The following is a 14,688-nucleotide window of genomic DNA, read 5'->3' on the forward strand; positions in this document are numbered from 1 at the left end:
GGGGTCCGGGCGGTCACCGGCTCCCCTGCACGAGGCTCATCGCCTCGGCCCGGGTGACCTGGTCCCGCAGCTGGCCGCGGACCGCGGAGGTGACGGTGCGGGCGCCCGGCTTGCGCACGCCGCGCATCGACATGCACAGGTGCTCGCAGTCCACGACCACGATGACGCCCTGCGGTTCGAGGTACTCCACGAGGGCGTCGGCGATCTGCGTGGTGAGCCGCTCCTGGACCTGCGGTCGGCGGGCGAACATGTCGACCAGCCGAGCCAGCTTGGACAGGCCGGTCACCCGGCCGTGCTCGCCGGGGATGTAGCCGACGTGGGCCAGCCCGTGGAAGGGCACCAGGTGGTGCTCGCAGGTGCTGTAGACCTCGATGTCCCGCACGAGGATCAGCTCGGAGTGGCCCATCTCGAAGGAGGTGGTGAGCACGTCGCCGGGCTTCTGGTGCAGCCCCGCGAACATCTCGACACAGGCGCGGGCGACCCGCTCGGGGGTGTCCCTCAGCCCATCGCGATCGGGGTCCTCCCCGATCGCGATGAGCAGCTCACGCACCGCCGCGGCGGCGCGGTCCTGGTCAATGGGAGTCGGGGTCGACATGGCCGCCTTCGGGCACCGGACGGATCTCACTCGGCGGGTGCTCGTCGTGGTTCTGGTTCGCGTCCGGGTTGTGCCCGTTGGCCATCGCGGCCTTCTCGGCCGGGGTGAGCACCGGCGGCAGGTCGCTGACGTGCCGGTGGTCGCTGGAGAGCCAGACCGGGCGCGGCGGGCGCTTGACGACGTCGGCGAAGACCTTGGCGAGCTGGTCCTTGCCCAGCGTCTCCTTCTCGAGCAGCTCGAGGACGAGCCGGTCGAGCACCTCGCGGTTGTCGTTGACGATGTGCCAGGCCTCGTCGTGGGCGGACTCGATGAGACGGCGGACCTCCTCGTCGACGATCCCGGCGACCTCCTCGGAGTAGTCGCGCTCGTGGCCGTAGTCGCGGCCGAGGAAGACCTCGCCCTGCTCCTGGCCGAGCTTGATCGCGCCGACCCGCTCGCTCATGCCGTACTGCGTGACCATCTTGCGGGCGAGCCCCGTGGCCTTCTCGATGTCGTTGGCGGCACCGGTGGTCGGGTCGTGGAAGACCATCTCCTCGGCGACGCGGCCACCGAGGGCATAGGCGAGCTGGTCGAGCAGCTCGTTGCGGGTGGTGGAGTACTTGTCGTCCAGCGGCAGCACCATCGTGTAGCCGAGGGCCCGGCCGCGCGGCAGGATCGTCACCTTGGTGACCGGGTCGGTGTTGCGCAGGGCCGAGGCCACCAGGGCGTGGCCGCCCTCGTGGTAGGCGGTGAGCTTCTTCTCCTTGGCGCTCATCACCCGGGTGCGCTTCTGCGGGCCGGCGACCACCCGGTCGATGGCCTCGTCGAGCGCGTGGTTGTCGATGAGCTTGGCGCTGCTGCGCGCCGTGAGCAGGGCCGCCTCGTTGAGCACGTTGGCCAGGTCGGCGCCGGTGAACCCGGGGGTGCGCCGGGCGACGGCCATCAGGTCGACGTCGGGCGCCATCGGCTTGCCCTTGGCGTGCACCTGCAGGATGTGGTGGCGGCCCAGCATGTCCGGCGGGTCGACGGCGATCTGCCGGTCGAAGCGGCCCGGGCGCAGCAGCGCCGGGTCGAGGATGTCCGGCCGGTTGGTGGCGGCGATGAGGATGACGTTGGTCTTGACGTCGAAGCCGTCCATCTCGACGAGCAGCTGGTTCAGCGTCTGCTCGCGCTCGTCGTGCCCGCCGCCGAGGCCGGCGCCACGGTGGCGGCCGACGGCGTCGATCTCATCGACGAAGACGATGGCCGGCGAGTTGGCCTTGGCCTGCTCGAACAGGTCACGGACGCGGGAGGCGCCGACGCCGACGAACATCTCGACGAAGTCCGAGCCGGAGATCGAGTAGAACGGCACGCCCGCCTCACCGGCGACCGCCCTGGCGAGCAGGGTCTTGCCGGTGCCGGGCTGGCCGTAGAGCAGCACGCCCTTGGGGATCTTCGCGCCGACCGCGAGGAACTTGGCCGGGTCGGAGAGGAACTCCTTGATCTCGACGAGCTCCTCGACCGCCTCGTCGGCGCCCGCCACGTCGGCGAACGTCACCTTGGGCATGTCCTTGCTGGCGAGCTTGGCCTTGCTCTTGCCGAACTGCATGACCCGGGAGCCGCCGCCCTGCATCTGGCTCATGAGGAACCAGAACAGGCCCAGCACCACGAGCAGCGGCAGGACGGTGATGAGCATGCTGGTGAACCAGCTCTGCGTCTGCGGGTCGTCGTTGACGCCCTGCGGCGGCTGGTGCTTGTCGAGCAGCTGGACGAGCTGGGGACCGCGCGCATCGACGTAGAACGCCTTGACCTTGTGGGCGTTCTTGGCCTGCTCACCGGTGATGTCGCTGGGGCTGGTGTAGGACTGCCCGCTCTTGAGGGTGAGGTCCAGCTCGGTCGGCGTCAGCCGTGCCGAGGAGACCTTGTCCTGGCTGATCAGCTTCTCCGCAGTGGACGTGTTGACCCGCTGGAAGCCCCCGTTGTCGCCGACCGTGAACCAGAACAGGCCGAGCGCGATGATCAGGAGGATCCAGATCATCGGCGTGCGAAGGATGCGCTTGAAGTTCATTGATCAGCGGGGCGCGCCCCGTCCCTCCTGCTCCGTAGCCAAGTCGTCCGCGGTTGCCGCGCGCCCGACAGTCGCACCGACGGTACACGGGCGCCGCATACGACATCCGTGCAGGTCAACGTGTGGTCTCCCCCCAGTGTTCCGCACGTCCGCCGACAGCGAAAACTCGAGACCACGACAATTTCGCCGCCGGTGCCGTTCAGGCGGCCGATCCGGGTGGCGCGAACCGCCCGGACGGCACGAACCGCCCGGGCGTCAGGAGTAGACCTCCGGAGCGAGGGTGCCCACGACCCGCAGGTTGCGGTACTTCTCCGCATAGTCCAGGCCGTAGCCGACGACGAACTCGTTGGGGATGTCGAAGCCGACGTACTTCACCGGGATGTCGACCTTGACCACGTCGGGCTTGCGCAGCAGCGTCATGATCTCCACCGACGCCGGCTTGCGGGACTCCAGGTTGGCCTTGATCCACGACAGCGTCAGGCCCGAGTCGATGATGTCCTCGACGATGAGCACGTGCTTGTCGGTGATGTCGGTGCGCAGGTCCATGACGATCCGCACCACACCGGAGGACTTGGTCCCCGAGCCGTAGGACGAGATGGCCATCCAGTCCATGGGCACCGTGCCGGGCAGCGCCCGCATCAGGTCGGCCATCACCATGACGGCACCCTTGAGCACGCCGACGAGCAGGACGTCCTTGTCCTTGTAGTCCTCCCAGATCTGCTCGGCCAGCTCGGCCAGCCGGGTCCGGATCTCCTCCTCGGTCACGAGGACCTTCTCCAGCTTGGACCCCATGTCGGCAGCGTCCACGATCACTCCTGTCGGCCCGCCCCGGGCGGTCTCCTGCGTTCGGCTCGTGCCCGCCTATTGAACCCGACGGTGCGGCTCGGCGAGCAGGCGCCCGTCCCGCCGGGAGACGCGCACCCCGCCGGGCAGGTCGACCGGTCCCTGGCCGTGCCAGTCGGTGACCAGCGCCTCGATCGCCTCCACGTGGGCCGCGAAGGTCGAGCCGGGCGGCGCGCCCGCGCCCGTGGCCAGGGAGCGCAGCAGCCGGGTGCGCAGTGCCCGAGGCAGGGCGGCGAGGGCGTCCACCGGCCACGGCGGCTCACCGAGCCGCTCCCCCGCCTGCCCGGCCAGCTCCTCGAGCAGGTCGGCGTCGTCGCGCAGCAGGTCGGCGCTGCGGGCCAGTCCCGCAACGATCCCCGGGCCCAGCTGCTCCTCCAGCTCGGCGACCAGCCGCCGCGCCCGCACCCGCCGGTAGGCCGGGTCCTCGTTGTGCGGGTCGTCCCACGGCACGAGCCCCTGGGCCGCGCAGGCCTGCCGCGTCACCTGCCGGTCCACGTCGAGGAGGGGACGCAGCACGCGGCCGCGGGCACGCGGCATACCGGCCAGTGAGCGGACGCCGGAGCCGCGCGCCAGACCGAGGAGCACCTGCTCGGCCTGGTCATCCCGCGTGTGCCCCACCAGCAGGTATGCCGCGTGCTCGCGGTCCGCGACCGCGTCCAGTGCCGCGTACCTCGCCTCGCGCGCCCGCGCCTCGGGGCCACCCGGACGGTCGCCGGCCGGGACCTCGACGGGCACGAGGTGGACCGGGGCGAGGCCCAGGTCGCGGCAGGCGCCGGCGGCGCGCTCGGCGACCTCGCCGGAGTGCGGCTGCAGCCGGTGGTCGACGACGACGGCGCCGGCGCGGGAACCGAGCCGCGGCACGGTGAAGGCCGCCGCTGCGGCCAGGGCGAGGGAGTCGGCACCGCCGCTGCAGGCGACCAGCACGAGGGAGCCCGGCGCGAGGCCCGCGAGGGCCCGGCGCACGGCGACCCGGGTGCGGGCGACGGCAGGAGGCGGACCCGGCATACCGACATCGGAGGGGACGGACCGGTCAGCCGTGCACGCGGGCGACCCAGTCCCGCGGCTGCTCGATCTCGGTGGGCAGCGGCAGGGTCTCCGGGGAGGTCCAGACGGCATTGAAGCCGTCCACACCGACCTGCTCGGTGACCTCGCGGACGAAGCGGGCGCCGTCGCGGTACTGCCGCATCTTGGCGTCGAGGCCGAGGAGGCGGCGCAGCACCCGGTCGACCGAGCCGCTGCCGCGGCGGCGCACCTGGAAGCGCGCACGGATCTGCGCGACGGTGGGGATGACCTGCGGCCCCACGTCGTCCATGACCACGTCGGCGTGACCCTCGAGCAGCGACATCACCGCCGTGATCTTGGCCAGCTCGGCGCGCTGCTCGGGGCTGGCGAACAGGTCGACCAGGCCGTTGCCGGTGCCGCGCACCACGTCGGGGATGCTGCGGGCGATCTGCTGCAGCCGGGCCGGGAGCTGCTCGATGTCCGGGACGAGGTCGAGGGACAGGCGCCGGGCCGACTCGATGACGTGCTCGCGCAGCCACGGGACGGCGGTGAACTGCACCCGGTGGGTCTCCTCGTGCATGCACACCCAGAGCCGGAAGTCAGCGGGCACCACGTCGAGCTCGCGCTCGGTCTGCATGACGTTGGGGGCCACGAGCAGCAGCCGGGGGTTGCCCTGCGGGGCGATGTCGTACTGCCCCAGCACCTTGCCGGCGAGGAAGGCCATGAGCGCCCCGGCCTCGCCGCCGGTGACCTTGCCGCCCACCTTGCGGATGCCGGCCGTGGCCTGCCCCGGGTGCTTGGCGTCCTGCTTGGCCGTGATCTTGCGGATCACCGGGTCGAGCATCGACTGCAGCGAGTCGACGTTGGCGTCGATCCAGCCGGTGCGGTCGACGACCAGCACCGGGCTGCCGCCGTCGGGCGTCTGCAGGCGGGCGGTCTCGGCGACCGGCGTCTGCGAGCGCTGGGCCGCCTGGCGCAGGTCGCCGACGAGCTCGGCGATCTGGTCGGCGTTGGCCCTCGGGCCGGGCGGCACCAGGCGGCGCGCGGTCGCCTTGGCCATGCCCCAGTCCACGTAGCCGCGACCCGGGGCACCGGCAGCAGAGCCCTCGTCGGCCCGTGCAGAGCCCTCGTCGGCCCGTGCGTGACCCTCGTCGGCCCGTGCGTGCCCGCTGTCGTGCGCAGACGTCATGGGCCCACGCTACGGGACGCCCCGCCATCGCAAATCTCGGGAGTTTCCCCCCGATCTCGGGGCTCTCCCGCCGATCTCGGGACTTCCCTGCCGATCTCGTCACTTCCCCGCCGATCTCGGGACTTCCCCGCCGATCTCGGCACTTCGCCCCTGCGCAAACTCCCGAGATCTCTCGGGAAGTCCCTAGATCGCGTCAGCGGCGGCAGCCGCAGTCCGACAGCGTCCCGACGACGCGGTCGAGCGCGGCGCGGGTCTCGATCGGGTTCGCCGACTTGTTGGCGATGAGTGCGAAGACCAGCAGCCGGCCGTCGTGGTCGACGACCGTCCCGGCGAGCGCGCTGACCCCGGGCAGCGACCCGGTCTTGGCGCGGGCCGTGCCGGCGGCGTCAGCACCGCCCGGCAGGCGGAATCGGTCGTCGAGCGTGCCGTTGAGCCCGGCGACGGGGAGTTTGGCGACGACGTCGCGGAAGGCCGGCTCGTGGCCGTCGAGCGCGAGCCCGAGCACGTCGCCGATGACCCGCGGTGGGATGCGCGTTCCGTCGGACAGTCCACAGGAGTCGACGAGGTGGACACCACGGGTGTCGATGCCGAGCCGGTGCACGGTCTGCTGCACCCACTGGGCCGTCGCGCCGAAGGTTGCCGGCCGCCCGGCGTGCACGGCGGCGATCCGCGCGAGCTCCTCGGTGAGCGCGTTGTCGCTCTGTTGCAGCGCGTAGGCCAGCACGTCCTCCAGCCGCGCGGAGCGGACGGCGCCGAGGGTGGGCGCCCCCTGCGGTGCCCGGGCACGGGTCACCTCGCCGCGAACCCGGATGTGGTGACGGGCCAGCTGGGTGACGAAGACCCGGGCGGCGCTCATCGCGGTGTCCTTGGGGGCCGCGTGCACGTCGTCGGCCCGGTCCCTGGCCAGGCCGAGCGTGGTGACCGGGCCCACGTAGCCGTGGGCGATCACCGCGGGATCCCATCCGGGCGCGTAGGGCGCCCCGTCCGCGAAGGAGTCGTCCAGTTGCAGTCGGACCGAACCGATGCCCTTGTCGTGCAACGCGTTCGCGACCTGCCCGGCGAGCGTCGCGAGCCCGGCGTGGCCGACGACGGAGCTCGGGTCGCTGCGGCCGGGCGCGAGCAGGGTGTCCCCACCGGAGACCAGCACGATGTCGTGTGCGCCGCGCCCGCGGACCACGGTGGTGTCGAGCGTCCGGGCAAGGTCGAGCGCGCTGCTCACGGCTGCCGCGGTGAGCAGCTTGGTGTTCGAGGCGGGGGTCATCGGCCGGTTCGCCCGCACGTCGAGCAGGTGTCGCCCGGTCACCCCGTCGCGGATGGTGGCGCCGACCAGGCCGCCCAGGCGGGGGTCGCGGAGCTCCGCGCCGAGGGCGTGTCGCAGCCCGGCGGTCGTGGGGATCGGGGCGGCGGTCGCAGCCTCGCCCGGTCCATCGGCCGGCACCAGCGCCGGCGCACCGGCGACGTCGGGGACGGGACCGTGCACGACGCGCTGCCCGGGGGCGGGGGCACTCCTTCCGGCGCGGGCGTCGGCACTGGGCGCGGCGGACGCGCGGGTGAGGATCCCGGGGACCTTGTCGTAGATGTCGAGCGTGGCGTAACCGGCCAGTGCGAGCACGAGGACGAGGACGACCGTGAGGACCACGGGCAGTCGGCGCACCCAAGCCCCCTTTCCGCCGGTCCGAGGTCATACGCGACACTTGCGGTCGAGCCTAGGACACGCCGCAACTCGCCGGCGACACAACTCTGAAGGGGCCGCACATGCAGTTCGACGTCACCATCGAGATCCCGCAGGGACAGCGCAACAAGTATGAGGTCGACCACAAGACCGGGCGGATCCGGCTGGACCGCATGCTGTTCACGTCGACCCGCTACCCCTCCGACTACGGCTACATCGAGGACACCCTCGGTGAGGACGGCGACCCGCTCGACGCGCTGGTGCTCCTGGAGGAGCCGACCTGGCCCGGCTGCCTCGTCGCCGCGCGCCCGATCGGGATGTTCCACATGCGCGACGAGGCTGGTGGCGACGACAAGATCCTCTGCGTGCCGGCGGGCGACCCTCGGCAGGCCCACATCACCGAGCTGGAGCACATCAGCGAGTTCGACCGCTTGGAGATCCAGCACTTCTTCGAGGTCTACAAGGACCTCGAGCCGGGCAAGTCGGTCGAGGGAGCGCACTGGGCCGGCCGCGCCGAGGCCGAGCGGATCGTGCAGCAGGCGGTGCAGCGCGCCAAGGACAGCGGCTTCACCACCGCCCGGTGGCCCGGGCCGCACCTCGGCCACACCGAGGGCTGAGAGGGCCGAGAGGGCGCCCGCGAAGGGTCAGTGACCGCCGAGGAAGCGTGACATCCCCCGGGCGATGAGGCTGGGCCGGCCGGTGGCACGCTCCTCCTGGTCGGCCAGCCGCATGACCTGGAAGCTGGCGTTGATCTCGAGCCAGCGCAACGGTTCGGGCTCCCACCGGGGCGAGCGGTGGTTGACCCACGGCAGGTCGACCAGTTCGCTGCGCTGGCCCGTCACCAAGTCGGCGAGCGTGCGGCCCGCGAGGTTGGTGGTCGTCACCCCGTCACCGACGTAGCCCCCGGCCCAGCCGGTGCCGCTGCGACGGTCGAACCCGACGGAGGCGGTCCAGTCCCGGGGCACCCCGAGACAGCCGCCCCACGCGTGGGTGAACCGCGCACCGTGCAGGGCTGGGAAGAGGTCCACCAACGTGCGGCGGAGGGTGGCGAAGACGCGCTCGTCCACGTCGTAGGACCCCTTGATGTCGGAGCCGAAGTGGTATGGCGCCCCACGGCCGCCGAACACGATCCGCCCGTCCGCGGTGCGCTGGCCGTAGATGATGAGGTTGCGCTGGTCGGTGAACGTCGGTCGATCGGCGAGTCCCACCTGTTCCCAGACGGATTCGGGCAGCGGCTCGGTGGCGACGATGAGGGAGTAGATGGGCACCACCTCCCGCTCGAGTCCGGCCAGGGTCGGGGTGTAGCCCTCGGTGGCCCGCAGGATCGCGTCGGCCCGCACCGTGCCCATGGGCGTCTCGACGCGGCCGGGAGCGATGGAGCGGACGGCGGTCCCCTCGTAGATGCGCACTCCACGCCGCTCGACGGCGCGGGCCAGGCCCCGGACGAGCCGAGCCGGATGGATCCGGGCGCAGTGCGGCGTGAACGTGCCGCCCAGCACCTCGCTGGCCTGCGCGATGGACCGCGTCTCGTCGGCATCCAGCAGCCGCAGGTCCTCCTCGGTGTCACCCCAGCGGCGGGCCGCGGCGACGTCCGCGCGCGCCCGCTCGAGCTGGCCGGGACTGCGCGCGAAGCTCACCGTCCCGCCCTTGTGGAAGTGGGCGTCGATGCCTTCCTCCGCGCTGACCTTGGCGACCTCGTCGACGCTGGCCCGCATGTGGTCGGTGAGCCGCTTGGCGCCGTCCGCACTGGCTCCGGGGAGGTGCGCCAGCGCCGACCGTGAGGCGGGGAAGAGCGCCGACGCCCAGCCGCCGTTGCGGCCCGAGGCGCCGAATCCGGCGAACTCCCGCTCCAGCACGGCGATCCGCAGCGTCGGGTCGATCCGCGAGAGGTAGTAGGCGGTCCACAGGCCGGTGAAGCCCGCCCCCACGATCGCCACGTCGACGTCAGTCGGACCCGACAGTGCCGGGCGGCGGGTCAGGTCGTCCTCGCAGGTCTCCAACCAGAGCGAGATGTCGGAACCGGAGGTCATCGCACTCCCCACGCGTAGGTTTGCTTGTGCAGCCGGAGGTACATGAACGACTCGGTGCTGCGGACGCCCTCGATCACCCGGATCCGGTGCGACAGCAGCTCGAGCAGGTGTTCGTCGCTCTCGCAGACGACCTCCACCAGCAGGTCGAACGAGCCCGCGGTGATGGTCACGTAGTCGACCTCCGGCATCTCGGCCAGGCGGTCCGCGATGGGCTCGAGGTTGCCCTCGGCCCGGATGCCGATCATCGCCTGCCGGGCGAAGCCCAGCTGCAACGGATCCGTGACGGCCACGATCTGCATCACGCCGTGGTCGATGAGCTTCTGCACCCGCTGGCGCACGGCGGCCTCGGACAGCCCGACGGCCTTGCCGATCGAGGAGTAGGGCAGGCGACCGTCCCGCTGGAGCTGCTCGATGATCGCCTTGGAGACGTCGTCGAGGTGGAACGGGTGGCCGTTGCCGTTCCCATTCCCGTTGCCATGCCCGCGGCCGTGGGTTCCGCCCACCCGCGTGGAGCTGCCGTTGGTCTCGCCCGCCACGCCCCTCATCATGCCGGTCTCGTCATCGACGGGTCACCCCACACGCTTCCACGCCTCGGTCAGCACCGAGCGCAGGATCTGCTCCATCTCGTCGAACTGCGGCTGCTCGCAGATCAACGGCGGGGCCAGCTGGACCACCGGCTCGCCGCGGTCGTCGGCCCGGCAGTACAGGCCGGCGTCGAAGAGCGCGTGCGACAGGAAGCCGGCGAGCAGGTGCTCGCACTCCTCCTCGGTGAAGGTCTCCTTGGTCGCCTTGTCCTTGACCAACTCGATGCCGTAGAAGTACCCGTCGCCGCGGACGTGACCGACGATGGGCAGGTCGAGCAGCTTCTCCAGGGTCTGCCGGAACGCCGCCTCGTTGGCCTGCACGTGCTCGTTGATGCCCTCGCGCTCGAAGATGTCGAGGTTGGCCATCGCCACCGCAGTGGAGACAGGGTGCCCGCCGAAGGTGTAGCCGTGGTAGAAGACGTTGCCCTTGCCGAACGGCTCGAACAGCTTGTCGGAGGCGATCATCGCGCCGAGCGGGGCGTAGCCGGACGTGATGCCCTTCGCACAGGTGATGATGTCCGGCTGGTAGCCGTAGCGCTCCGCGCCGAACATGTGGCCCAGGCGACCGAACGCGCAGATGACCTCGTCACTCACGAGGAGCACGTCATACTCGTCGCAGATCTCGCGCACCCGCTGGAAGTAGCCGGGCGGCGGCGGGAAGCATCCACCGGAGTTCTGCACCGGCTCCAGGAAGATCGCGGCCACCGAGTCCGGGCCCTCGTTCTCGATCGCCACGGCGATCTGGTCGGCGGCCCAGCGCCCGAACGCCTCCGGGTCGTCGCCGTGGATCGGCGCCCGGTAGAAGTTGGTGTTCGGCACCCGGAAGGTGCTCGGCACCAAGGGCTCGTAGGGCATCTTCAGGTCCGGCAGACCGGTGATCGACAGGGCGCCCTGGGTGGTGCCGTGGTAGGCGATCGACCGGGACAGCACCTTGTGCTTGGTCGGCTTGCCGGTGAGCTTGAAGTACTGCTTGGCCAGCTTCCACGCCGACTCCACCGCCTCGCCGCCACCGGAGGTGAAGAAGACGCGGTTGAGGTCGCCCGGGGTGTAGGTCGACAACCGCTGCGCCAGCTCGACCGCGTTGGGGTGCGCGTAGGACCAGATCGGCATGAAGCCGAGCTGACCGGCCTGTCGCGCCGCCGCCTCGGCGAGCTCGGTGCGCCCGTGCCCGAGCTGGCTGACGAACAGTCCGGCGAGGCCGTCGAGGTAGCGCCGCCCGTGCGAGTCGTAGAGGTAGGCGCCCTCGCCGCGGACGATGATCGGCACCTCGTGGTCGTCGTAGGACGCCATGTTGGTGAAGTGCATCCACAGGTGGTCGCGAGCCGCCTGCTGGAGCGCCGCGTTGGCAGTGTCTTGGAGGTCGAGCGAAGCGTCGATGGCCATGGGAGCCATGGTGCCCATCACAACGCACTTTGGCAAGGGAATCAGTCGAGACTCTTGACAGACACCGCCGGATAGATCGTTGAATGGACTCCTCACCTACGGATTCCGTATGTCGATCCTCACGCCGTCCATTTCCCTACCCAAGGAGCCCCATGCCCCCCGCTGAACCTCGCGGCTCCTCCGACGTCGCCGCTGCACCCTCTCGCGGCTCCTCCGACGTCGCCGACGTGGTCTTCACCCGTGGACGCGTCTTCTGCGGCGACCCCGCACGCCGGTTCGCCACGGCGGTGGCCGTGCGCGGCGACCGGATCCTCGCGGTCGGGCACGGCGAGGTGGAGGAGCTGATCGGCCCGCGCACCGAGGTGGTCGATCTCGCCGGCCGCCTGCTCGTCCCCGGCATCCAGGACGCGCACCTGCACCCCGTGCAGGGCGGGCTCGAGCGCCTGCGCTGCGACCTCACCGGCCAGGAGACGCGCGAGGACTGCCTCGCCCAGGTCAAGCGGTATGCCGGAGCTCACCCGGGTGCCGAGTGGATCCTCGGGGGCGGGTGGCCGATGGCGGCCTTTCCCGGCGGCACGCCCACGGCCGAGGACCTCGACCTGGTCGTCCCCGACCGGCCGGCGTTCCTGCCCAACCGGGACCACCACGGCGCCTGGGTGAACTCCCTCGCCCTACGACTCGCCGGGATCGACGAGGGCACCCCGGACCCGGCGGACGGGCGGATCGAGCGTGACGACCGGGGACGCCCGACCGGCACCCTGCACGAGGGGGCCATGGACCTGGTCGGGCGCCTCGTCCCCGAGCCCACCCCCGAGGAGCTCCTCGCCGGGCTGCTCGAGGCCCAGCGCTACCTGCACTCCTTGGGAATCACCGGCTGGCAGGACGCGCTGCTCGGCACCTACGCCAACCTGACCGACGCCTCCGGCGCCTACCTCGCCGCCGACGCCGACGGCCTGCTGACCGCCAAGGTCGTGGGCGCGCTGTGGTGGCGCCGGGACCGCGGCCTGGAGCAGGTGGCCGAGCTCGTCGAGCGGCGCGACTCGCTGTCCGGCGGCCGCCTGCGGCCGACGAGCGTGAAGATCATGCAGGACGGGGTGGCCGAGAACCACACCGCCGGGATGCTCGAGCCCTACCTCGACCACCACGGCTGCCCGGGCCACAACCGCGGGCTGTCCTTCGTCGACCCCGAGCTGCTGCGGGAGGCGGTGCCGCAGCTCGACGCGGCCGGCTTCCAGGTGCACGTCCACGCCATCGGCGACCGGGCGGTGCGGGAGGCGCTCGACGCGATCGAGGCGGCGCGCGACCGCAACGGGCCCCACGACCTGCGGCACCACCTCGCCCACATCCAGGTCGTGCACCCCGATGACCTCCCCCGCTTCCGGGCACTCGGCGTGGTCGCCAACATGCAACCGTTCTGGGCGGTCCACGAGCCGCAGATGGACGACCTCACCATCCCGTTCCTCGGCCAGGAGCGGGCCGGCTGGCAGTACCCGTTCGGTGCCCTGCTGGCCAGCGGCGCCACCCTGGCCGGCGGCAGCGACTGGCCGGTGACCACGCCGGACCCGTGGCAGGGCATCCACGTCGCCGTGAACCGCACGCCGCCGGAGGACCCGAGTGCCCGGCCCCTGCTGCCTCGGCAGGCGATCGACGCGACGGCCGCGCTGACGGCGTACACGGCCGGGTCGGCATACGTGAACCATGCAGACGAGTGCGGCACCATCGCCTCGGGCAAGGCCGCCGACCTCGTCCTGCTCGACCGGGACCCGCTCGCCGGGCCGGTCGAGGAGCTCGCCGCCACCAGGGTGCTGGCGACCTACGTCGACGGGCGACTCGTCCACGAGGCAGGTCGTCAGTGATCCGGTCGTTGGGCGACGAAAAGCGTTGCAAATTCGTCAACCCTCTAGCGATTTCCGTTGTCGGCGGCTACGTTGACCTCGTCATCAGCCGGGAAGGAAGACCCTCATGAGCTCAACCGACCGAGACCCCCAGCAGCCGGACGCACCACAGGTGGATCCCGTCCTGCTCCGGGGCCTGACGATGCCCCGGCTGTCCCGCCTGAGCCGGCGTGACGTGCTCCGCATGGCCGGCGTCGGAGGAGCGGCCGTGGGGGCGGGCGCACTGCTGTCCGCCTGCAGCGTCGGTGGCCAGGGCACCCAGTCGGCCGGCGGCACCGGCAGCACCGGCGCGGGCGGGGCGACCAGCAGCGCCTCCGCCCAGGACGCGGTGCAGGCCTACTGGGCCGACAAGAAGAAGACCGGTCAGCTGACGTGGGCCAACTGGCCGCTCTACATCGACACCGCGGGCAAGGGCAAGCACCCCTCCCTCGACCAGTTCGAGAAGCAGAGCGGCATCAAGGTCGCCTACCGCGAGGACATCCAGGACAACCCCTCCTTCTTCGCCAAGATCCGCCCGACCCTGCAGGCCGGGCAGTACACCGGCTACGACCTGGCCGTCATCTCGGACGGGCAGGTGCTCACCCGGCTGATGGCCCTGGGCTACCTCGTCCCGCTGGACCACAGCCAGCTGCCGAACTTCGCGAAGTACGCCGGCGCGAAGTACAAGGACCCCGACTACGACCCCGGCAACCGCTACACGATCCCGTGGCAGGCCGGCTTCAGCGGACTCGCCTACAACCCGGACAAGGTCGGGCGCGAGATCACCAGCTACGAGGACCTGCTCGACCCCAAGTTCAAGGGCAAGATCGGCATGTTCGGCGATGCCGGCGAGCTCGGCAACGCGGCGATGTTCGCGCTCGGCATCGACGCCGTGCACTCCACCGAGGCCGACTGGAAGAAGGCGGCCGCCTGGCTGGAGAAGGTCAAGCCCAACGTGCGCAAGTACTACGAGCAGGACTACGTGCAGTCGCTCGTCAACGGCGACATCTGGGTGACGCAGGCCTGGTCCGGCGACATCTTCCAGAGCAACCTGTCGGGCTCGAACCTCAAGTTCGTCATCCCCAAGGAGGGCGGTCTGCTCTGGACCGACAACTTCCTGATCCTCAAGTACGCCAAGCACCCGGTCGATGCCCTGATGCTGATGGACTACTACTACCAGCCGAAGGTCGCGGCCGAGGTCGCCGAGTGGGTCAACTACGTCACGCCGGTGCCCAAGGCCCAGCAGGTCGTGCTCCACGAGGCCTCCAAGGCCAAGGGCAAGGACGCCAAGGACCTGCGCCAGCTGGCGCACAGCTACGCGGTGTTCCCGACGCCGAAGACCTACGCCACCGTGTCGACCGGCCGCACCCTCAAGCTCGACGAGATCGACACGTTCAACTCCATCTTCGAGCCCATCTTCCAGTCCTGACCGACCACCGACCCGACCGATCCCTCACCCCCCAGTTCCCACCGCAGCAACGCACCGGAGG

12 protein-coding genes are annotated in these 14,688 nt (G+C 71.1%); 3 read left to right on the forward strand and 9 right to left on the reverse strand.

Going from position 1 to position 14,688, the window contains the following annotated elements; all coding sequences use genetic code 11:
• Positions 1–13: 13 nt before the first annotated feature.
• The 6 genes from folE to dacB all read right to left on the reverse strand — a co-directional run bounded on the left by folE (position 14) and on the right by dacB (position 7,309).
• Positions 14–595, reverse strand: a complete 582-nt coding sequence (folE, locus tag VFL99_RS01925) for a GTP cyclohydrolase I FolE (RefSeq protein ID WP_325104631.1) — start codon at positions 593–595, stop codon at positions 14–16.
• Positions 573–2,621: an ATP-dependent zinc metalloprotease FtsH gene (gene ftsH, locus VFL99_RS01930; RefSeq protein ID WP_325104632.1), complete on the reverse strand. Its 2,049-nt coding sequence runs from the start codon at positions 2,619–2,621 to the stop codon at positions 573–575. The genes folE and ftsH overlap by 23 nt, the downstream gene beginning before the upstream one ends.
• Before the next feature lie 255 nt (positions 2,622–2,876).
• Complete coding sequence (gene hpt, locus VFL99_RS01935) at positions 2,877–3,428, reverse strand: hypoxanthine phosphoribosyltransferase (RefSeq protein WP_325104633.1); 552 nt, start codon at positions 3,426–3,428, stop codon at positions 2,877–2,879.
• Between the two features lie 54 nt (positions 3,429–3,482).
• A complete protein-coding gene (gene tilS, locus VFL99_RS01940) occupies positions 3,483–4,469 on the reverse strand; it encodes a tRNA lysidine(34) synthetase TilS (RefSeq protein ID WP_325104634.1) in 987 nt (328 codons plus the stop codon).
• A gap of 25 nt (positions 4,470–4,494) precedes the next feature.
• Entirely contained in the window at positions 4,495–5,655 is a 1,161-nt protein-coding gene (locus VFL99_RS01945) for a zinc-dependent metalloprotease (protein WP_325104635.1), read from the reverse strand.
• 193 nt (positions 5,656–5,848) lie between these two features.
• Positions 5,849–7,309 carry a D-alanyl-D-alanine carboxypeptidase/D-alanyl-D-alanine endopeptidase gene (gene dacB, locus VFL99_RS01950; protein WP_325104636.1) on the reverse strand — a complete coding sequence of 487 codons (1,461 nt, stop codon included), beginning with the start codon at positions 7,307–7,309 and terminating at the stop codon, positions 5,849–5,851.
• A 101-nt stretch (positions 7,310–7,410) separates the two neighbouring features.
• On the opposite strand from dacB, the gene VFL99_RS01955 reads away from it, so the two are divergent.
• Positions 7,411–7,944, forward strand: a complete 534-nt coding sequence (locus tag VFL99_RS01955; RefSeq protein ID WP_325104637.1) for an inorganic diphosphatase — start codon at positions 7,411–7,413, stop codon at positions 7,942–7,944.
• Positions 7,945–7,971: 27 nt separating this feature from the next.
• On the opposite strand, the gene VFL99_RS01960 is transcribed toward VFL99_RS01955, so the two are convergent.
• From VFL99_RS01960 to VFL99_RS01970, 3 genes are all read right to left on the reverse strand, one after another.
• The gene (locus VFL99_RS01960) at positions 7,972–9,357 is read right to left on the reverse strand and encodes an NAD(P)/FAD-dependent oxidoreductase (protein ID WP_325104638.1); all 1,386 of its coding nucleotides are present in this window, start codon (positions 9,355–9,357) and stop codon (positions 7,972–7,974) included.
• Positions 9,354–9,860: an Lrp/AsnC family transcriptional regulator gene (locus VFL99_RS01965; protein ID WP_325104678.1), complete on the reverse strand. Its 507-nt coding sequence runs from the start codon at positions 9,858–9,860 to the stop codon at positions 9,354–9,356. The genes VFL99_RS01960 and VFL99_RS01965 overlap by 4 nt, the downstream gene beginning before the upstream one ends.
• A 66-nt stretch (positions 9,861–9,926) precedes the next feature.
• Positions 9,927–11,324, reverse strand: coding sequence for an aspartate aminotransferase family protein (locus VFL99_RS01970; RefSeq protein ID WP_325104639.1), 1,398 nt, complete (start codon positions 11,322–11,324; stop codon positions 9,927–9,929).
• Positions 11,325–11,476: 152 nt separating this feature from the next.
• On the opposite strand from VFL99_RS01970, the gene VFL99_RS01975 reads away from it, so the two are divergent.
• Positions 11,477–13,180: an amidohydrolase gene (locus VFL99_RS01975; protein ID WP_325104640.1), complete on the forward strand. Its 1,704-nt coding sequence runs from the start codon at positions 11,477–11,479 to the stop codon at positions 13,178–13,180.
• Between the two features lie 106 nt (positions 13,181–13,286).
• Positions 13,287–14,627 carry a polyamine ABC transporter substrate-binding protein gene (locus VFL99_RS01980; RefSeq protein WP_325104641.1) on the forward strand — a complete coding sequence of 447 codons (1,341 nt, stop codon included), beginning with the start codon at positions 13,287–13,289 and terminating at the stop codon, positions 14,625–14,627.
• Positions 14,628–14,688: the final 61 nt, after the last annotated feature.

The organism is Segeticoccus sp., from assembly GCF_035708005.1.

Excerpts from the sequence above, each read along its gene's own strand:
- VFL99_RS01980 (WP_325104641.1), top strand. The coding sequence starts at position 13,287 with ATGAGCTCAACCGACCGAGACCCCCAGCAGCCGGACGCACCACAGGTG.
- VFL99_RS01945 (WP_325104635.1), bottom strand. The coding sequence starts at position 5,655 with ATGACGTCTGCGCACGACAGCGGGCACGCACGGGCCGACGAGGGTCAC.
- ftsH (WP_325104632.1), bottom strand. The coding sequence starts at position 2,621 with ATGAACTTCAAGCGCATCCTTCGCACGCCGATGATCTGGATCCTCCTG.
- VFL99_RS01975 (WP_325104640.1), top strand. The coding sequence starts at position 11,477 with ATGCCCCCCGCTGAACCTCGCGGCTCCTCCGACGTCGCCGCTGCACCC.
- VFL99_RS01955 (WP_325104637.1), top strand. The coding sequence starts at position 7,411 with ATGCAGTTCGACGTCACCATCGAGATCCCGCAGGGACAGCGCAACAAG.
- VFL99_RS01960 (WP_325104638.1), bottom strand. The coding sequence starts at position 9,357 with ATGACCTCCGGTTCCGACATCTCGCTCTGGTTGGAGACCTGCGAGGAC.
- VFL99_RS01970 (WP_325104639.1), bottom strand. The coding sequence starts at position 11,324 with ATGGCCATCGACGCTTCGCTCGACCTCCAAGACACTGCCAACGCGGCG.
- folE (WP_325104631.1), bottom strand. The coding sequence starts at position 595 with ATGTCGACCCCGACTCCCATTGACCAGGACCGCGCCGCCGCGGCGGTG.
- tilS (WP_325104634.1), bottom strand. The coding sequence starts at position 4,469 with ATGCCGGGTCCGCCTCCTGCCGTCGCCCGCACCCGGGTCGCCGTGCGC.